Below are 18,348 nucleotides of genomic sequence, written 5' to 3'. Positions count from 1 at the left end.
GGGGTACGCCAGAGCCGGCCTCGCTGGTCCCGCCCAACCGAAACCTTAGTCAACCCCGGCCCGTTACCCGCGCCCGGCGCAGGAGCCACGGCCCCGGCCCGATAGGCTGGCGATCCCATGTCCGAAGTCTCCGCCTCCCACGCCGCCGACCGCCGCGACCTGACCGCCGCGCAGCGCAACGCCGTCGCCGAACTGCTCCGCGTCTCGCCGGTCGCCGACGAGCTGGGCCGGCGTTTCGTCCAGGCCGGTCACGAGCTGCACCTGGTGGGCGGTTCGGTGCGGGACGCCCTGCTCGGCCGCCTCGGTGACGATCTGGACTTCTGCACCGACGCCCACCCGGACGAGACCATCCGGATCATCCGCGGCTGGGCCGAGTCGATCTGGGAGACCGGGCGGGAGTTCGGCACCATCGGCTGCCAGCGCGACGGGCTCCGGCTGGAGATCACCACCTTCCGCGCGGAGGCGTACGACCAGGTCAGCCGGAACCCCGTGGTCGAGTACGGCACGAACCTGGTCGACGACCTCAAGCGCCGGGACTTCACCGTCAACGCCATGGCGGTCAGCGTTCCCGAGCACCGGTTCACCGACCCGTACGGCGGCCTGGCCGACCTGGCCGCGAAGATCATCCGTACCCCCGGCACGCCGCAGGAGTCGTTCCGGGACGACCCGCTGCGGATGCTGCGCGCGGCCCGGTTCGCCGCCCAGCTGCGCTTCACGGTCCACCCGGACGTCCGCGCGGCGATGACCCGGATGGCCGCCGACCTGGACCGGATCACCGCCGAGCGGATCCGGGACGAGTTCACCAAGCTGCTCTGCGGCGCCGACCCGATCACCGGGTTGCGGCTGCTGGTCGACACCGGGCTGGCCGAGCGCTTCCTGCCGGAGCTGACCGGGCTCAAGCTGGAGATCGACGAGCACGCCCAGCACAAGGACGTCTACGAGCACACACTGACCGTGGTCGCCAACGCCATGTCGATGGAGGAGGACGGCTGCGACTTCGTGCTGCGGATGGCCGCGCTCATGCACGACGTCGGCAAGCCGGCCACCAAGGCGGTGGGCCCGGACGGCCGGGTCAGCTTCCACCACCACGAGGTGGTCGGCGCCCGGCTGACCAAGGCCCGGATGAAGGCCATGCGCTACCCCAAGGACGTGACGTCCCAGGTCGTCAAGCTGGTCGGCCTGCACCTGCGCTTCTACGGGTACGGCCGGGGCGAGTGGACCGACTCGGCGGTCCGGCGGTACGTCACCGACGCCGGTGACCTGCTGACCCGCCTGCACAAGCTGACCCGCTCCGACTGCACCACCCGCAACCGGCGCAAGGCGGCCCAGCTCGCCGCCGACTACGACGCGCTGGAGGAGCGGGTCGCCCGGATCGCCGCCGAGGAGGATCTGGCTCGGGTCCGTCCCGACCTCGACGGCAACGCGATCATGGAGTTGCTCGGCGTGCCGCCGGGGCCGGTCGTCGGGCGCGCCTGGCAACACCTCAAGGAGCTGCGGCTGGAGCGCGGCCCGCTGGAGCGGGACGAGGCCGAGGCCGAGCTGCTGCGCTGGGCCCGGGAGCAGGGCGTCCTCGGCTGAGGGCTGACGACGATACGCCGGCGTGTCGACCGAACGGTTGACGCGCGACGGTAGATGTCTCCCGCATGATGTTGGTCATCACCGGCCTCCCCGTTCGAGGGTGAGGCGGTTCTGATCGCATCCGCCCGTCCGGTCCGGACGGTCGCTGGACACGGGGAGAACTCTCAGTGAGACACCACGGCGCGCTGCGCCGCTCTGCCCTCGTGGGGCTCGCCCTCACCTCGGCAACCTCCATCATCTGCGCCGCCAGCGGCGGCCCCGCGCTCGCCGACCCGGCCGGCCCGAAGCGTGCTCCGGTCCGGGGCGCCGACGCGGCCGAGGCGGTCCCCGGCCGCTACATCGTCGTCCTGAAGGACGGCAGGGCCAGCGCCGCGAAGGTGCGGTCCGCCGCGTCGGCGCTCGCCGGTGAGCACGGCGGCACCGTCCGCCGGGTCTTCGGAAAGGCGCTGCACGGCTACTCCGCCAGCATGGACCGCCGGCAGGCCGAGCGCCTCGCCGCGGATCCGGATGTCGCGTACGTCCAGCAGGTGCAGCGCGCGTCGGCCACCGGCAGCCAGAGCGGCACGCCGTCCTGGGGCCTGGACCGGATCGACCAGACCACGGCGAAGGCCAACGGCGTCTACACCTACCCGGCGACCGGGGCCGGCGTGACCGCGTACGTCATCGACACCGGCATCGACATCACCCACCAGGACTTCGGCGGGCGGGCCAGCTACGGCTACGACGCCATCGAGAAGGACGACGTGGCCCAGGACTGCGACGGTCACGGCACGCACGTCGCCGGCACCATCGGCGGCACGAAGTACGGCGTGGCCAAGGACGTCAAGCTCGTCGCGGTCCGGGTGCTGGACTGCGAGGGCAGCGGTGACAGCGAGCAGGTGGTCGCCGGCATCGACTGGGTCACCGCGCACGCCACCGGGCCGGCCGTGGCCAACATGAGCCTCGGCTTCAGCGTCACCGACCAGGCCGTCAACGAGGCCGTCGCCGGCTCCATCGCCTCCGGCATCACGTACGCCGTGGCGGCCGGCAACAGTTGGCGGGACGCCTGCGGTGTCTCCCCGGCGAGCGTGCCGGCGGCCATCACGGTCGGCGCCACCGACCAGGTCGACTTCCGGGCCTGGTTCTCCAACTACGGCCCCTGCCTGGACACCTTCGCACCGGGCACCGGCATCGTCTCCGCCGCGATGGGCACCACCGACGGTTCGGTGGCGATGAACGGCACCTCGATGGCCTCCCCGCACGTGGCGGGCGCCGCCGCGCTGCTGCTCGAGGCGCATCCGACCTGGACCCCGCAGCAGGTGCGGGACGCCGTCGTCACCACCGGCGTGGGCGGCGCCGTGCACGACACCATGGGCTCGATCGACCGGCTCCTGCACGTCGGCACGGTCCCGACGGCCCGCGCCTCGTACGGGCTCAAGGCCCGGGTCAACGGCCGCTATGTGACCGCGGAGAGCGGCGGCACGAAGCCGCTGATCGCCCGGGGCACCACCATCGGGGCCTGGGAGAAGTACGACGTGGTCGACGCCGGCAGTGGCCTGGTCGGGCTGCGGGCGCGGGCCAACAACATGTTCGTGACCGCGGAGAGCGGCGGCGCGAAGCCGCTGATCGCCCGGTCCGCCTCGATCGGCGCCTGGGAGACGTTCCAGATCGTCGACAACACCGACGGCACGATCAGCCTGAAGGCGACCGTCAACGGCCGGTACGTCACCGCGCCGAGCACCACCTCCCCGCTGATCGCCAGCAAGACCGCCATCGGCACGGCGGAGAAGTTCGACTTCGACGCGCCGGCCCCGGTCGTCGGCATCAGGTCGCTGGCGAACAACAAGTTCGTGACCGCGGAGAGCGGCGGCGCCAAGCCGCTGATCGCCCGGTCCGCCAGCGTCGGGGCCTGGGAGAAGTTCGAGATCGTCAGCGCCGGCGACGGTTACGTCGGCATCCGGTCGCTGGCGAACAACAAGTTCGTCGTGGCGGAGAGCGCGGGCGCCAAGCCGCTGATCGCCCGGTCGGACTCGATCGGCGTCTGGGAGACGTTCGACTTCCTCGACTACAACCCGGACGGCTCGATCTACCTCCGGGCGGACATCGACGGGCAGGCGGTCACGGCTGGCAGCACCGGCGCCAGCGAACTCATCTCCAGCCGCACCATCGACTGGGACAGCGGGACCCTGGGTCTCGGCATCGGCGAGAAGTTCGTCGTCGCGGTCATCTGACCGTCCACATAACGGCGCCCGCCGGAGTCCCCAGCAGGGGAAACCGGCGGGCGCCGTCGTGTCAGGTCACGGGGTGACGGTGGTGCCGTCCACGGTGTTCTTGCCGTTCGTGTGCGCGCTGCCCAGCTTGGCGAGCAGCCCGGCCAGGTCGATGCCGGTGAGGTCGCTGCCGAGCTGGAGGCCCTGCGCCACGTTGCCGGCGACCGACTTGGTCAGCGACGACGCGCCGTCGGTGGAGATGACGGTCATCTTGTCGATCGCGCCGATCGGGGCGCTGGCCGCCTCGACCACCTGCGGCAGCACCTTGACCAGCAGGTCCAGCACCGCGGCCTCACCGTACGCGGCGAACGCCTCGGCCTTGCGCGCCATCGCGTCGGCCTCCGCCTGCCCCTTGGCCAGGATGGCCGCGGCCTCGGCCTGACCCTCGCGCTCGACGGCCTCGGCGATCGCGGAACGCCGGCGCTGCTCCGCCTCACCCTCCTTGGCGCCCTCGATGGCGTTCGCCTCGGCCAGCGCGGCCCGCCGGGCCCGCTCGCCCTCACCGGTGAGCCGGGCCTGCTCGGCGGCGGCCTGGGCGGCGGCGATGGTGGCCTGCCGCTGCGCGTCCGCGTTGAGCACCGCCGCGTTGCGGGCCGCCTCGGCCTCCTGCTCGACCTTGTAACGGGCCGCGTCCGCCGGCTTGCGCACCTCGGTGTCGAGCTGGCGCTGCTTCAGCTCGGCGTTGCGCTCGGCCACCTTCTGCTGCTCGGACAGGATCGCCTGGTCCCGCTCGGCCTGGGCGAGGGGGCCGGCCGCCGCCGACTTCGCCTTGGCCGCGTCGATCTCGGCCTGGATGGCGGCCTGCTTGAGCGACAGGTTCCGGTTCGCCTCGGCGATCGCCTCCTCGGCGAGCAGCCGCTCCTGCTCGGCCTGCTGCCGGGCCCGCGCCTCGGCGATGGCCGCGTCCTTGAGCACCCGGGCCGCCTCGGGCCGGCCGAGGTCGGCCAGGTAGGACCCCTCGGCCAGGATGTCCTGGAGCTGGAAGGTGTCCAGCACCAGGCCCTGGTTGGTCATCGAGTGCTCGGCCTCCTCGGCGACCGCGCTGGCGAACGCGGCCCGGTCCCGGATGACCTCCTCGACGGTGAGCCGGCCGACGATCGAGCGCAGCGCGCCGGCCAGCACCTCCCGGGTGAAGTCCTCGATCTCGTCCTGCTGGTGCAGGAACCGCTGGGCGGCCGCGCGGATGGCGTCCTCGGTGCCGCCGACCTTGACGATGGCCACGCCGTGCAGGTCGGTGCGGATGCCCTGCTTGCTCACCGCGCCCTTGATGCCGACGTCGATCCGCCGGCTCGACAGGTCGAGGGACTGGAGCTTCTGCACGACCGGCAGCACGAAGACCGAGGCGCCGAGCACGACCTTCTGGCCCGACATGTCGGTGGACCGGATGCCGTCGGCGGACTGGGTGGTCCGGCCCTTGCGGCCGGTGACGATGAACGCCTCGTTCGGGCCGGCCACCTTGATCCGGGACAGCACGAAGAGGACGAGGACGACGGCGAGGAGGACCGCGCCGCCGATGGCGACGAGCAGGGGCATGGTGAGGTCCCGTCTGTGCTGGGGGAATTCAGTAGGTTTCGACGTGCACGCTGGTCTCGCTGAGCGCTTCGACCACGAAGATCCGGGCGCCGACCGGGATGGGTCCGTCGGCGCGGGCGTTGAGTTTGACCGGCTGGCCGGCGAGGCGTACCCGGACCTCGCCGTAGCCGTTGGCGGGGACCGGGGTCACCACCAGGCCGATCGCGCCGGCCAGGTCGTCCCGGGTCGGCGTGGCGTCCGTGCGCATGTTCCGGGCCGCGCGGCTGAGCCGGGCCGCCAGCCAGGCGGTGGGCACGGCGGCGAGCACGCCACCGGCCGCCGCCGCCGCGATCATCCCGGGGGTACGCCCACCGAGCAGCTCGTTGACGATCGCGGCGCCGAAGCCGAACGCGCCGGTGAACCCGGCGACCGCCTCCAGCGACACCGGCCCGTCGACGTCCGGATGGCCCAGGTGCAGCACGCCCGACCCGAGCAGGGCGAGCGTCAGCACCCCGACCCCGACCCCGCCGATGATCAGGAAGATGAGCGTCCCCGTGGCCACGACCTGCACGGTATCGACGCCGTGCAACATCAACGATCGCTGAACGGTCAGCGGGGAGCGACACTCACCTCAAGATCGATCAGCTGCTTCGGCAGTGGCTGGCGGACCAGTTCCCGGCCGGCGGTGTCGGCGAGCACGAAGTGCCGCTGCCCGTACGGCCACCGGTAGAGGAGTCGGTCGTCGGTGACCCAGACGACGTCGGCGGTGGGCAGCGGGTTCACCACCCGGCCGGTCGCCGTCTCCACCAGCAACGGCTCGGTCAGGCCCTGGACGACCACGAACTTCCCGTCCGGCGACCAGGCGTCCGGACCGGCCGGCCCGCCGGGCATGGTCACCAGCCGGGTGGGCCGGCCGTCGTCGACCGACAGGAGTTGTACGCCCTTGGCGAGGTCCCGGGGCCAGCTCTCCGAGCGCCGCTTGCTCAGCGTCAGCGCCACCTCCCGGCCGTCCCGCATCCAGGTGAACTCGCAGGTGTCCGCGCAGGGCCAGCCGAGGAGACCCACCGGATGGGTCTGTCTGGTGCCGTCCAGGTGCAGCACGATGAAGCCGAAGTGGTCCAGCTGGTGGGTGGTGAACAGCAGCCGCTGCCCGTCCGGCGACCAGCGCGGCACGGACAGCGCCCGGCCCACCTCGTACCAGCGGGTCTTGCCGCTTGCCAGGTCGAACAGGCCGACGTCCCTGGGCCGGTCGTCGTCGCGGACCGCCACGAGCGAGCCGGTGGGCGCCGGGAAGATGCCGTCGTAGCGGTCGGTGGCGAAGTACCGGCCGCGGCTGCGGTCCAGCAGCACCCCGCCGCCCGACCCGCCGGCCGCCTGCGCCCTGGTCACCACCCAGTCGCCGGGCAGCACCAGCGGTTTCCCGGCCCAGTCCGGGCCCGGGGTGGGTCGCGCGGCCGGCGACGGGATCGTGGTCACCGACGGCGTCGCGGGTGGCGGGGTCGGCCGGGGGCGGAACAGCACGAACGGCAGGGTCACGGCGGCCACCGCGACCAGGGCGGCGGCGGCCGCCGTGGCGCGGCGCCGGCGGCGCAGCCGGCGACCGCGGCCGAGCGCCCGGACGGCCAGGTCCGGGGCGGGGCCGGCATCGTCCGCGAGCTCGCGTACGGCCGCCCGGAGGGTCTCGTCCAGCGACGTGCTCATCGGGTCACCTCCGCTCGGCTGGTCCGTTCGTCCAGCCCCGGCACCAGCTGCCGTAGCTTGGCCAGCGCCTTGGCGCTCTGGCTGGCCACCGTGCCGCTGCGGCAGCCGAGCAGCGCGGCGGTCTGTTCGACGCTCAGGTCCTCCAGGTAGCGCAGAGTCAGCACGGCCCGTTGCCGGGGCGGCAGCGCCCGCAGCGCGTCCCGCAGGAGCAGCCGCAGGTCGCTGTCCTCGCCGGTCGCCGCCCGCTCCGGCAGCTCCGCCAGCGGCACCTCGGGGCGCCGCGCCCGGCGCCGCCAACCGGAGACCTGGTCGTGGTAGAGGATCCGCTTCACGTACGGCTCCGCGTCGCCGCGGATCCGGGGCCAGCGGGCGTACGCCTTGGCCAGCGCGTTCTGAAGCAGGTCCTCCGCCGCGTGCTGGTTCCCGGCCAGCGCGTACGCGACGCGCAGCAGGGCCGCTCCCCGTTCGTTGACGAACGCGGTGAACTCCCCGTCGACCTCTGCCACCGCCCACCTCCGTAGCTCAGACGCCCGGGGCGGGAGGAACTTTGCCTCATGGCGCGGGACAATGGGCGACATGCGTTGGACCGTGCTCGACTCGCCGATCGGGGAGTTCTCCGTCGGCACCGACACCGAGGCAGTTCGCGGGGCGCACTTCGGCCGGGTGGCGTCGGCGACGGACGAGCCCGGCGACGAGGTGGCCCGGCGGGCGGTGGCCGAGCTGCGGGCGTACTTCGCCGGTGAGCTGACCGGGTTCACCGTGCCGGTGGTGGCGCCGCGTGGCTCGGAGTTCGAGCGCGCGGTCTGGCGGGAGATGACCCTCATCCCGTACGGGGAGACGAAGACCTACGGCGAGGTGGCGAGGGCGGTCGGGGATCCGGGGGCCGCCCGGGCGGTCGGGGTGGCCTGCAACCGCAACCCGATCCCCGTGATCGTGCCCTGCCACCGGATCGTCGGGGCGGGCGGCAAGCTGGTGGGCTTCGGCGGCGGGCTGCCGCGCAAGGTGACCCTGCTCGAACTCGAAGCGGCCGTGGCGCTGCGGCGCGCCTGGTCCTGAGGTACGCCGAGGAAGAAGGCCGGGTCCGCGCGGACCCGGCCTTCTCTCGGTGTGCTCAGCGCGTCAGCGCTCGACCTCGCCGGCGATGAACGCCTCGACGGCGGCGTGCGCGTCGTGGTCGGCGTACTGCTTCGGCGGGGACTTCATGAAGTACGAGGAGGCGGAGAGGATCGGGCCACCGATCTTCCGGTCCAGCGCGATCTTCGCGGCCCGGACGGCGTCGATGATGACACCGGCCGAGTTCGGGGAGTCCCACACCTCGAGCTTGAGCTCGGCGTTGAGCGGGGTGTCACCGAAGGAGCGGCCCTCCAGGCGGATGTACGCCCACTTGCGGTCGTCCAGCCACGGCACGTGGTCGGACGGGCCGATGTGCACGTCGCTCTTCTGCATCTCGTGCGGGATCTGGGAGGTCACCGACTGGGTCTTCGAGATCTTCTTCGAGACCAGGCGGTTGCGCTCCAGCATGTTCATGAAGTCCATGTTGCCGCCGAAGTTGAGCTGGTACGTGCGCAGCAGCTCGACCCCGCGGTCCTCGAAGAGCTTCGCCAGGGCGCGGTGCACGATGGTGGCGCCGACCTGGCTCTTGATGTCGTCACCGACGATCGGCAGGCCCGCGTCCTCGAACTTCTTGGCCCACTCGGGGTCGGACGCGATGAAGACCGGCAGGGCGTTCACGAACGCGCAGCCCGCGTCGATCGCGGCCTGGGCGTAGAACTTGTCGGCCTGCTCGGAGCCCACCGGCAGGTAGGAGACGACCACGTCGACCTGCGCGTCGCGCAGCGCCTTGACCACGTCGACCGGCTCGGCGTCCGACTCCTCGATGATCTCGCGGTAGTACTGGCCCAGACCGTCGAAGGTCGGACCGCGCTGCACGGTGACGCCGGTCGGCGGCACGTCGCACAGCTTGATGGTGTTGTTTTCGCTGGCCACGATGGCCTCGGCGAGGTCCATGCCCACCTTCTTGGCGTCCACGTCGAACGCCGCGACGAACTTCACGTCGGAGACGTGGTAGTCGCCGAAGGTGACGTGCATGAGACCCGGGACGCGGTCGTTCGGGTCGGCGTTCCGGTAGTACTCCACGCCCTGCACGAGGGACGAGGCGCAGTTACCCACACCGACGATGGCGACGCGGACGGAGCCCATAACGTCTGCCTCCTTCTTCTTCATCACGGCCGCTCTTTCCTGGACTCTCCAGGCGGGGGCGGGCTGTCGTTTTCTCCTCGGCCGCCGGCCGTCCCGGGTTGGGGGACCGTCGGGGCCCGGCCGGAGCGCTCGTTGGCGATGAGCTCCTCCAGCCAGCGGACCTCGCGCTCACAGGCGTCGAGCCCGTGGCGTTGCAGTTCCAGGGTGTACGCGTCGAGCCGCTCGGCCGCCCGGCCGAGCACGTCACGAAGGCCTTCGCGACGCTCCTCGATCTTTCGACGACGACCTTCCAGGATCCGGAGCCGGGTGGCCTGGTCGGTCCGGGCGAAGAACGCGAAGTGCACGCCAAAGCCCGTGTCGTCGTACGTCTCGGGTCCAGCCTGCGCTATGAGCTGGGCGAAGCGTTCCTTGCCCTCCGCGGTAATGGTGTAGACCACCCGACCGCGTCGGCTGGTCAGCGCGGGAACCTCCTCGGCGGTGGCGGGTGTCTCGTCGGCTTCGGTGATCCATCCCGCCGCCTGCAGCCGGCGCAGGGTCGGGTAGAGCGAGCCGTAGCTGATCGCCGCCCGGATCGCGCCGAGCTTGGCGGTCAACTCCTTGCGCAGCTCGTAGCCGTGCATCGCAGCCTCCTGCAGGAGACCCAGGATGGCGAACTCGAGCACGGGCCATCCCTTCTTACCCCTGGCGCGGAGCGGTAACCGCCGCGATGTATCGAACCGATACATCGCACGTTAGCGGAGACGCATGATCAGGGCAAACCCCCGAATTCGAGGTTCTGCCGTCACGGATCGTGACGGTGGTCGCCTCACCCCGCCGGACCGCGTACCCTTTCCCGCATGCGTACGCAGCGCCAGGTCGTCGACTACTCGCTCCAGAAGCGAGCGGTGCTGCGTGAACTTCTCACCGGGCGGATCGGCACCTACGACGTCTGCGACGCCTCGCCGTACCTGAAGAACGCCGCCCGCTTCCACGGTGAGCCCACCGATGAGCGCTGCCCGATCTGCCGCAGTGAGAACCTCATCCACGTCCACTACATTTACGGCGACGAACTCAAGCAGTCGGCCGGCCAGGCGCGCACCCGGGCGGAGTTGCCGGTCCTGGCCATGACGCTGCGTGAGTTCCAGGTGTTCGTGGTGGAGGTGTGCCCCGGCTGCGACTGGAACCATCTCGTCGAGCAGTACCTGCTCGGCCGGGACGGGCTGGCCGGCGGCACGGAGGAGGCGGTGCAGCAGGAGACCGCGGCCGGCTCCACCCCTCGGCGAAGGCGAGAGGCGCAACGGTGAACCTGGCTGTCCCGATCGATCCCGGCCCGACTCCAGGGCGGGGCGACCGACAGCTACTAGGTCTGATTGATCCGAATAGGTCGGATTTGACGCCTGCGCCCGGGCGCGCCCGGGGTGTAGCGTCTCGTGTTCCATCTCACGGCAACCCGGTGGCGGCGCGCCCGCGCCCCACCGCGACCGGCAGGGTGTGAGGAATGAACTACGGCGATCCCAGTTCTTCGCGTGGGCGGGCCCAGATCCCGGGCCCGAACGGCGAGCCCGGTTCTCCCCGGAACTCGCACGGGAACGGCTGGTCCTCCGGGTCGGAGGGCGCTGCCTCGGCCCGGGCCTCCGTGACGCCGCGCGGCTCCGCGTCCGGCGGCCGGGCCTCGGTCGGCGGCGCCGCCGGCTCGGCCTCCGTGGGCCGCCCCGGGCGGGCCTCGGTGCCGATCTCCCCGGCGCCCGGTGTCTCCGGGCGCGCGGGCGCGGGCCGTGCCTCCGTGCCGATCTCCCCGGCCGGCCCGGCCGGACGCGCCTCGGTGGGCGCGGCGAGCGTCGGCAGCGCGGGGCGGGCGAGCGTGGGCTCCGCGGCGGTGGGTGGCCGCGCCTCGGTGGGCCGGGCCGGCTTCGCCGGCGGTGGCCCCGGTGGCCCGGGCGGCCCGACCGGTCCCGGCTCGGGCGGCCGCGGTGGCCGTGGTGGGGATCCGGCCCGGGCCAAGAAGCGCCGGCGGATGAACATGATGATCGCCGGGTTCGCCGTCTTCATCATGCTCGCGGGCATGGGCGTGGTCGGCTTCACCTGGTATTCGCAGAAGGTGCTGCTCCCCGAGGACACCATCCCGCCGCTGTCGACGACCATCTACGACCGCACCGGCAAGACGGCCATCGCCAAGATCGGCGACCAGAACCGGCAGCTCGTGACGATCGAGCAGATCCCGGACTGGGTGCAGCACGCCGTCGCCGCGGCCGAGGACCGGAACTTCTACCGGCACTCGGGTGTGGACTACAAGGGCATCGCCCGGGCCGCCTGGAACAACATCAGCGGCGGCGACAAGCAGGGCGCGTCGACGATCACCCAGCAGTACGCCCGCAACGCGTTCGACAACCTGAACCAGGACACGTACGGCCGCAAGGTGAAGGAGGCGATCCTCGCCTCCAAGCTGAACGACAAGTACGACAAGCGCGTGATCATGCAGCACTACCTGAACGTGATCTACTTCGGCCGGGGCGCGTACGGCATCCAGGCGGCGGCGCAGACGTACTTCAAGAAGGACGTCTCCAAGCTGACCGTGGCGGAGGCGGCCGTGCTCGCCGCGCTCATCAAGCAGCCCGAGCCGAGCGCCACGCACAAGGGCTACGACCCGGCGATCAACCAGCAGGCCGCGCTGGACCGGTGGAACTACGTCATCAACGGCATGATCACCGAGAAGTGGCTCGACGCGGCGAACATGCCGCCGCACCCCACTGAATACCCGACCAAGACGCTGCAGAAGCCGTCGAAGAACAACGGCGGCGGGTTCGGCATCGACACCCCGTACGGCAACATCGTCAACTACGTCTCGCAGGAACTGCGCGAGATGAAGCTCTGCACCGACAACGAGGCCGAGGTGACCGAGAAGATCCCGCTCTGCGCGAAGGCGCTGAGCCGGGGCGGTTACAAGATCACCACCACCATCGACAAGAAGATGCAGGAGGCGGCGGTCGAGGCCGCCCAGCCGTCCAAGAAGGGCTCGGAACTCAACGGGCATCCGAAGAACCTGATGGCCGCCGTGGTGTCGATCGACCCGAAGACCGGTCGGGTGCTCGCCTACTACGGCGGGGACAACGGCACCGGCACCGACTACGCCGGTAAGAACGTGGACAACGGGGTGATCTCCGGAGGGCACTCGCCGGGTTCAAGCTTCAAGATCTACACCCTGGCGGCGGCGCTCAAGGCGGGCATCTCGATCAAGTCGCGGTGGAAGGGCTCGGCGTTCACCCCGAAGGACACGAAGTTCAAGGTCAGCAACGCCGGCGCCGACCGGGTCTCCTGCGGCGACTCCTGCACCCTCGAACTCTCAACCCTCAAGTCGCTGAACGTGCCGTTCTACTACATCACCGAGCAGATCGGCCCGGACAAGGTGCTCGACATGGCCAAGCAGGCCGGCGTCACCACGATGTGGCGCACCGACACCAACCCCGCCAAGGCGTACGACCTCACCAAGGCCGACCCCAAGGACCTGGCCCCGTCGCCCTTCTTCAACGTGATCGGCTACGGCCAGTACCCGATCACCGTGCTCGACCACGCCAACGGCGTGGCCACCTTCGCCAACCAGGGCGTCTACAACAAGGCGCACTTCGTGAAGCTGGTGCAGAAGCAGAACCCGGACACCGGCAAGTGGGACACGGTCGGCGGGGAGAAGCTCAAGGGACAGCAGCGGATCGACAAGGACATCGTCGCGGACGTCACCTCGGTGCTGGAGCAGTACCCGGGCCAGGTGAACCGGCGGCTCGACGACGGTCGCAAGGCCGCCGAGAAGACCGGTACCTGGGAACTCGGCGACCCGAAGCACCCCTTGGACAACGGCGATGCCTGGATGATCGGCTACACGCCGCAACTCGCCACCGCCGTCTGGGTCGGCAACAAGGGCGCCCGCAAGGCGATCGAGGACAAGAACGGCAACAAGATCAGCGGTGCCAAGATGCCGGGTGCCATCTTCCAGCGCTTCATGAACGACGCGCTCAAGGGCGAGGAGAAGGTGGACTTCCCGCCGGCCGCGCACGTCGGCAAGGACGATGCGGGCAACGGCACGGCGCCGCCGCCGGAGGTGCCGCTGCCGGGCCAGCCGGGCCAGCCGGGCTGTGACCCGCTGGGCCTGTTCTGCCCGGATGGCAACGGCGGTAACAACGGCGGCGGCAACAACGGCGGCGGCAACAACGGCGGCAACACGGGGCCGGGCCTGCCGCCGGGACCGGGCAACACCGGTGGCCGCGGTGGTGGCCTGCTACCGAGCACACCACCGACCCGGACATACTGACGCCCACGGCCTCATGACGGCGGCCGGACCACCTGGTCCGGCCGCCGTCGGCGTTTCGCGTGGCGGAATTTGTGCGTACGAGACGGGACGGCGGGGCCCGGCGTACGGCAGGATGCCTCTCCATGAGCACCCAGTCGACGGCAGGCATCGACGAGAACGGGTCCGACCGGCACCTCCAAACCGGCGCGTCCGAGGCCGCGCCGCGGCCCGGAGCCGTCATGGACCACCCGTCCCGCTCGGACGGCTTCGTCCGTGGCGCCGCCGAACTGATCGGCGGCCCGCTGGGCGACCATGCCGTCGCCCTGGACCGGCCCCCGGGCCGGGAGGGCCGATTCTGGACCGCGGCCCGGATCGTGCTGGCCCTCGTCTGCCTGACGCTCGCCCTGCACTGGGTGCAGAAATCCCCCTGCCAGGACGGCGCCTGGCAGAACAACGTCCAGTACACCCGGATGTGCTACACCGACGTGCTGGCGCTCTACTACGCCGAGGGGCTCAACGAGGGCAAGGTCCCCTACGCCGACCACCCGGTGGAGTACCCGGTGCTGACCGGCTACTTCATGGGCGCGATCGGCCTGCCGGTGCACGCCCTCGGCGTGGACAACCCCGGCATCAACCAGGGGCAGTGGTTCTACAACCTCAACGCGCTGGTGCTCAGCGCGCTCGCCGTCGCCACCGTCGCGGTCATCCTCAGCCTGCGCCGCCGACGACCATGGGACGCGGCCCTCTTCGCGCTCTCACCGGCGCTGGTGCTCACCGCCACCGTCAACTGGGACCTGCTCGCCGTCGGGCTGGCCGCGTTCGGGCTGCTGGCCTGGGCACGCCGCCACCCCGCCACCGCCGGCGTGCTGCTCGGCCTGGCCGGGGCGGCGAAGATGTGGCCGCTCTTCCTGTTCGGCCCGATCCTCGTGCTCGCCCTGCGCGCCGGGCGCATGCGAGCCGCGCTCACCGCCACCGCCACCGGCGCGGTGGCCCTGATCGCGGTCAACCTGCCGGTGGCGATCCCCTACCGGGAGAACTGGGAACGCTTCTTCGATTTGAACACCACCCGGCCGATCGACTGGGGCACGCTCTGGTACATCGGCCGCTACCTGGACGGCAGGATCAGCCCCTCCGCACCGGGTGACCTCGGGCCCTTCGAGTGGCTGAACGCGCACATCTCCACCCTCAACTGGCTGTCGTACCTGCTCTTCGGGCTGGCCTGCCTCGGCGTGGCCGCGCTGGCGCTGCTCGCACCGCGCCGCCCGCGGCTCGCCCAGCTGGCCTTCCTGGTGGTCGCCGCCTTCCTGATCTTCAGCAAGGTGTGGTCCCAGCAGTTCGTGCTCTGGCTGCTGCCGCTCGCGGTGCTCGCCCGGCCGCGCTGGGGCGCCTTCCTGGCCTGGCAGTTCGCCGAGGTCTGCTACTTCGCCGCCTTCTACGGCGAGCTGCTCGGCGCGGCCACCACCCGGCCGGTCTTCCCCGAAGGGGTCTTCGTGCTGGCGGCCAGCCTGCGCCTGATCACCGTCGTGGTGCTCTGCGGTTTCGTGATCCGGGACATCCTGCGCCCCGAGCGGGACGCGGTGCGGGACACCTACGCGGACGACCCGGACGGCGGGGTGCTCGACGGCGCGCGGGACGCACCGTGGTACCAGCGGTGGCGACACGGCACCGCTGCTGATCACCCCGCCGAGCCGGTGACCGCCTGACCGGTCAGAGGCGGTAGACCACCGCGTCGCCGACCTCTTCCCGGGTCACGCCCAGCCCGTCGACCGGCCGGTCGAGCATCCCCTCCCAGGGGGTGCCGCCGAGCCGGTCACGGAGCACCACCACGTTCTTCACGCCCAGCCGCCGCAGGTAGTCGACGCTGCCGAAGTCGGGGAAACTGACCGTGGCATCGCGCACCTGGGCCTGGGAGTTCGGGGTGAAGCCGCTGCCCCCGTTGACCATTCGCTGGAACCGGTCGGTCGACCAGAGCATCACCGGCTGGTCCAGGTTCTGGCTGCTGGGCAGCACCAGCATCGGCCCGTCCACCGTCCGCATCACCGCCGGCTGCCGCGGCACCACCGGGTGCGGGGTGACGTTCAACCCCTCCACCACGACCAGCAGCAGCGGCACCAGGGTGGCCAGCCGCAGCCACGGACCCGGCCACGGCGGGACCCGCTCGGCGGCGAGCTCGCGTACGCGGGCGCAGAACGCGGTGACGGCGCCGGCCGCGAGCAGGCCGAGCAGCAGCGTGGTCCACAGCATCATCCGGCCCGGCGTCCGCAACCCGTTCCAGCCCGGCAGGTGCTCGAAGAGCGGCACGTACGTGAACCGGCCGCCGAAGAACCGGGTGCCCATGCCCAGCGCCATCGTCAGCAGCACCCCGGCCAGCAGGAAGAGCCGGTGGCGGACCCGCCAGACCGAGAAGAAGAGCCCGCCTGCGGCCAGCGCGTAGAGCGCGAAGCCGGGCAGCAACGTCATCTCCGGGTGCCAGGGCAGCACGGCCCGGGCGCCCTCGTGCAGCTCACCCCAGACCCGCGATTCCGCCGGGGCCGTGAAGAACCCGCTGGCCGGCGGCGAGTAGAGCTGGATCTCGCCCAGCGTCCGCGCCGCGTTCGGGTGCAGCTCCGACACCGTGAAGTACGGCACGGCCAGCAGGGCGCCCACCGCGGCGAAGACCAGCCCGCCGAGCAGGTCGGCCAGGAACAGCCGCCAGCCGAACGGGTGCTTCACCCAGCGCCGCCGCGCGAACCAGACGGCCGCCGCGACCAGCACGATGCCGGCCAGCAGGTACGCGAACGGCAGTCCGATGCCGAAACCGAGGCTGAGCTGCCAGGCGGCCACCAGCCAGCCCGCGAACGCCCAGCCGGCGTGCCGACGCCGCGGCCGGTAGCCGTGCCGCAGCGACCAGCCGTGACCGCGGGCGAGCATGGCCAGCGCCAGCGGGATGCCGCCGTTGGAGATGATGTGCAGGTGCCCGGCCTGGGCCAGCAGCCACGGCGCGTACGCGTAGCTCGCCCCGGCCACCGCACCGGCGATCCGGCCCGCCCCGAGCTGCCGCGCCAGCGCGTACGCCCCGAAGGTCGCGAGGGCGTGTGCCAGGACGAACAGGATGTTGTAGCGCAGCAGGGCGTCCTCGGGGCCCACCCCGATCATGCCGGCCGGGGCGTACCCGAGCAGGGTGTCGGAGAAGGCGAAGCTCCACGACTCGGGGAAGAACGTGTTCGAGTTCCACAGTTGCGCCGGGTCGGTCAGCAGGATGTGGCCGGACCAGGCCAGCTGCCACGACTGGAGGCTCGGGTCCCAGTAGTCCTGCGGCAGGGTGTAGCGCGGGTAGCGCAGCGTGGGCCAGGTCATCAGCGCGGCCAGCGCCAGCGAGGCGACGGCGGCCAGCGTCCACTCGTGCACCAGGAACCGGCCCACCGCCCGGACGATCCGCCGGGGCCGGGTGAGCACCGGATCCGGGGCGGGACCGAACGCCGTCCAGGGATCGGCAGGCTTGTCCCCGGCCTTGGCTGTCTCCGCCGTGCCGGTCCCGGCCTGTCTTCCGGTTCCGGTCTTGTCGGTCCCGCTCTTGTCGGTCCCGACCTTCCCCGTCTCGGCCTTGTCGCCGCTTCCGGTCTTGTCGTCGGTCGTGGCCTTGCCGTCGGTCTTGTCGTCGGTCGTGGCCTTGCCGTCGGTCTTGCCGCCGGTCGTGGCCCTACCGTCGGTCTTGTTGTCCGTCGTGGCCTTGCCGTCGGCTCGGGCAGCGCCGTCCGCGGCGGCCGCCTCCGCGGCGTCCCGGTCGGCCTTGTCACCGCTGCTCGCGGTTGCGGCGGCGCTCTCGGCGCGGTCACCGCCCCGCCCCGCCTCGGCGGCCGGCGCCGGCCCGTCCCCGGGGGCCGGCTCCGTGGTGCCGGTCCCGTCCGGTGCCGCGCCCGCCCTGGCGCCCTTCTTCCGAGCCCGCCGACGGGCGGTCGTCCCCGGCTTCGCGTCGGACGCGGTGTCGCCGGTGGCCGGCTGCGGCGCGCTGTCGGCCCGGCCGCCGGTCGCGTCGGACTGCTCGGTGGTCATGCCGTCGGGCCCAACTGCCCGCGCAGGAACGCGATGTCGGCCGCCTGGCCCTCGGCGCCGCCCGGTGTCTCCACGATCACCGGCGCGCCCGCCGCCCGGATCACCGCGACAACCAGCTCCGGGTCGATGGTGCCGCCGGTCAGGTTGTCGTGCCGGTCCTGACCGGAGTTGAACGTGCCCTTGGAGTTGTTCGCGTGGATCAGGTCGATCCGGCCGGTGATCGCCTTCACCCGGTCGACCAGCCCCAGCAACTCCTCGCCCCCGGCGTGCGCGTGACAGGTGTCGAGGCAGAAGCCCACCTCGTAGTCGCCGAGCGTGTCCCAGAGCCGGGCCAGCGCGTCCAGGTGCCGGGCGCAGGCGTTGTCGCCGCCGGCGGTGTTCTCGATCAGGATCGGGAGCGGGAAGCCGCCGGAGTCCGCCGCGTACGCGAAGGTCTTCCGCCAGTTGTCGAAGCCGACGGCGAGGTCGTCACCGGCGTTGACGTGGCCGCCGTGCACGATCAGTCCCTTGGCGCCGACCTCGGCCGCGGCCGCGGCGTGGCCGAGCAGCAGCTTGCGGCTGGGGATGCGGATCCGGTTGTTCAGCGTGGCCACGTTGATGACGTACGGCGCGTGCACGTAGAGGTCGACGTCGGCGGCCCGCAGGCGCTCGGCGTCCGCACGCGGCTTCGGGGCCTTCCAGCCCTGGGGATCGGCGAGGAAGAACTGCACCGCCTCGGCGTCCCGGGCGGCCGCCTCGGCCAGCGGGTCGGTCGGATCGACGTGGGCTCCGATTCGCATGCACGGCAGCCTACGTCGCGCCTCCGACGCACGGGGTTCC

At 71.8% G+C, this 18,348-nt stretch carries 14 protein-coding genes; 6 read left to right on the top strand and 8 right to left on the bottom strand.

Translation table 11 applies throughout. The annotated features are described in order from the left end of the window. The first annotated feature begins 117 nt into the window (after window positions 1-117). Together ACQP12_RS33045 and ACQP12_RS33040 are read left to right on the top strand one after the other, a co-directional pair. On the top strand, window positions 118-1,578 hold the full coding sequence (locus tag ACQP12_RS33045) for a CCA tRNA nucleotidyltransferase (RefSeq protein ID WP_433284027.1): 1,461 nt from the start codon (window positions 118-120) through the stop codon (window positions 1,576-1,578). A 167-nt stretch (window positions 1,579-1,745) separates the two neighbouring features. Beyond that, window positions 1,746-3,788 carry a S8 family serine peptidase gene (locus tag ACQP12_RS33040; protein ID WP_433284025.1) on the top strand — a complete coding sequence of 681 codons (2,043 nt, stop codon included), beginning with the start codon at window positions 1,746-1,748 and terminating at the stop codon, window positions 3,786-3,788. A gap of 66 nt (window positions 3,789-3,854) precedes the next feature. Here ACQP12_RS33040 and ACQP12_RS33035 read toward each other — a convergent pair whose 3' ends face one another. From ACQP12_RS33035 to ACQP12_RS33020, 4 genes are read right to left on the bottom strand one after another with little or no spacing between them, the layout of a single operon-like run. Beyond that, on the bottom strand, window positions 3,855-5,360 hold the full coding sequence (locus tag ACQP12_RS33035; RefSeq protein WP_357944185.1) for a flotillin family protein: 1,506 nt from the start codon (window positions 5,358-5,360) through the stop codon (window positions 3,855-3,857). A gap of 28 nt (window positions 5,361-5,388) precedes the next feature. Continuing rightward, window positions 5,389-5,931, bottom strand: a complete 543-nt coding sequence (locus ACQP12_RS33030) for a hypothetical protein (RefSeq protein ID WP_433284023.1) — start codon at window positions 5,929-5,931, stop codon at window positions 5,389-5,391. A 17-nt stretch (window positions 5,932-5,948) separates the two neighbouring features. Further along, a complete protein-coding gene (locus tag ACQP12_RS33025; protein WP_433284021.1) occupies window positions 5,949-7,040 on the bottom strand; it encodes a hypothetical protein in 1,092 nt (363 codons plus the stop codon). Next, window positions 7,037-7,546, bottom strand: a complete 510-nt coding sequence (locus ACQP12_RS33020) for a SigE family RNA polymerase sigma factor (RefSeq protein WP_433284019.1) — start codon at window positions 7,544-7,546, stop codon at window positions 7,037-7,039. Before ACQP12_RS33020 ends, ACQP12_RS33025 begins: the two co-directional genes overlap by 4 nt. A 70-nt stretch (window positions 7,547-7,616) precedes the next feature. On the opposite strand from ACQP12_RS33020, the gene ACQP12_RS33015 reads away from it, so the two are divergent. Further along, entirely contained in the window at window positions 7,617-8,096 is a 480-nt protein-coding gene (locus ACQP12_RS33015; RefSeq protein ID WP_357944195.1) for a methylated-DNA--[protein]-cysteine S-methyltransferase, read from the top strand. A gap of 63 nt (window positions 8,097-8,159) precedes the next feature. On the opposite strand, the gene ACQP12_RS33010 is transcribed toward ACQP12_RS33015, so the two are convergent. Together ACQP12_RS33010 and ACQP12_RS33005 are read right to left on the bottom strand one after the other, a co-directional pair. Next, window positions 8,160-9,239 (bottom strand): inositol-3-phosphate synthase, encoded by a 1,080-nt coding sequence (locus ACQP12_RS33010; protein ID WP_357944603.1) that lies wholly within the window; start codon window positions 9,237-9,239, stop codon window positions 8,160-8,162. Window positions 9,240-9,262: 23 nt separating this feature from the next. Beyond that, window positions 9,263-9,901 carry a PadR family transcriptional regulator gene (locus ACQP12_RS33005; RefSeq protein WP_357944197.1) on the bottom strand — a complete coding sequence of 213 codons (639 nt, stop codon included), beginning with the start codon at window positions 9,899-9,901 and terminating at the stop codon, window positions 9,263-9,265. Between the two features lie 174 nt (window positions 9,902-10,075). On the opposite strand from ACQP12_RS33005, the gene ACQP12_RS33000 reads away from it, so the two are divergent. The 3 genes from ACQP12_RS33000 to ACQP12_RS32990 all read left to right on the top strand — a co-directional run bounded on the left by ACQP12_RS33000 (window position 10,076) and on the right by ACQP12_RS32990 (window position 15,200). After that, window positions 10,076-10,522 (top strand): DUF5318 domain-containing protein, encoded by a 447-nt coding sequence (locus tag ACQP12_RS33000; protein ID WP_433284016.1) that lies wholly within the window; start codon window positions 10,076-10,078, stop codon window positions 10,520-10,522. A gap of 194 nt (window positions 10,523-10,716) precedes the next feature. Further along, entirely contained in the window at window positions 10,717-13,518 is a 2,802-nt protein-coding gene (locus ACQP12_RS32995; protein ID WP_433284014.1) for a transglycosylase domain-containing protein, read from the top strand. 122 nt (window positions 13,519-13,640) lie between these two features. Next, the gene (locus ACQP12_RS32990; RefSeq protein WP_433284012.1) at window positions 13,641-15,200 is read left to right on the top strand and encodes a glycosyltransferase family 87 protein; all 1,560 of its coding nucleotides are present in this window, start codon (window positions 13,641-13,643) and stop codon (window positions 15,198-15,200) included. 4 nt (window positions 15,201-15,204) lie between these two features. On the opposite strand, the gene ACQP12_RS32985 is transcribed toward ACQP12_RS32990, so the two are convergent. Together ACQP12_RS32985 and ACQP12_RS32980 are read right to left on the bottom strand one after the other, a co-directional pair. Then, window positions 15,205-17,529 carry an ArnT family glycosyltransferase gene (locus ACQP12_RS32985; protein WP_433284010.1) on the bottom strand — a complete coding sequence of 775 codons (2,325 nt, stop codon included), beginning with the start codon at window positions 17,527-17,529 and terminating at the stop codon, window positions 15,205-15,207. Beyond that, window positions 17,526-18,308 (bottom strand): deoxyribonuclease IV, encoded by a 783-nt coding sequence (locus ACQP12_RS32980; RefSeq protein ID WP_433284008.1) that lies wholly within the window; start codon window positions 18,306-18,308, stop codon window positions 17,526-17,528. The genes ACQP12_RS32985 and ACQP12_RS32980 overlap by 4 nt, the downstream gene beginning before the upstream one ends. Window positions 18,309-18,348 lie beyond the last annotated feature (40 nt).

The sequence above is a fragment of the Micromonospora sp. CA-244673 genome (assembly GCF_050948395.1).
Lineage (GTDB): Bacteria > Actinomycetota > Actinomycetes > Mycobacteriales > Micromonosporaceae > Micromonospora.
Note: the sequence above shows the minus strand (reverse complement) of the source record. Positions and strands in the feature narration are given on the sequence as shown.

Coding starts and splice junctions, on each gene's coding strand:
- ACQP12_RS33045 (WP_433284027.1), top strand. CDS start 118: ATGTCCGAAGTCTCCGCCTCCCACGCCGCCGACCGCCGCGACCTGACC.
- ACQP12_RS33035 (WP_357944185.1), bottom strand. CDS start 5,360: ATGCCCCTGCTCGTCGCCATCGGCGGCGCGGTCCTCCTCGCCGTCGTC.
- ACQP12_RS33030 (WP_433284023.1), bottom strand. CDS start 5,931: ATGTTGCACGGCGTCGATACCGTGCAGGTCGTGGCCACGGGGACGCTC.
- ACQP12_RS33025 (WP_433284021.1), bottom strand. CDS start 7,040: ATGAGCACGTCGCTGGACGAGACCCTCCGGGCGGCCGTACGCGAGCTC.
- ACQP12_RS33015 (WP_357944195.1), top strand. CDS start 7,617: ATGCGTTGGACCGTGCTCGACTCGCCGATCGGGGAGTTCTCCGTCGGC.
- ACQP12_RS33010 (WP_357944603.1), bottom strand. CDS start 9,239: ATGGGCTCCGTCCGCGTCGCCATCGTCGGTGTGGGTAACTGCGCCTCG.
- ACQP12_RS33000 (WP_433284016.1), top strand. CDS start 10,076: ATGCGTACGCAGCGCCAGGTCGTCGACTACTCGCTCCAGAAGCGAGCG.
- ACQP12_RS32995 (WP_433284014.1), top strand. CDS start 10,717: ATGAACTACGGCGATCCCAGTTCTTCGCGTGGGCGGGCCCAGATCCCG.
- ACQP12_RS32990 (WP_433284012.1), top strand. CDS start 13,641: ATGAGCACCCAGTCGACGGCAGGCATCGACGAGAACGGGTCCGACCGG.
- ACQP12_RS32985 (WP_433284010.1), bottom strand. CDS start 17,529: ATGACCACCGAGCAGTCCGACGCGACCGGCGGCCGGGCCGACAGCGCG.
- ACQP12_RS32980 (WP_433284008.1), bottom strand. CDS start 18,308: ATGCGAATCGGAGCCCACGTCGATCCGACCGACCCGCTGGCCGAGGCG.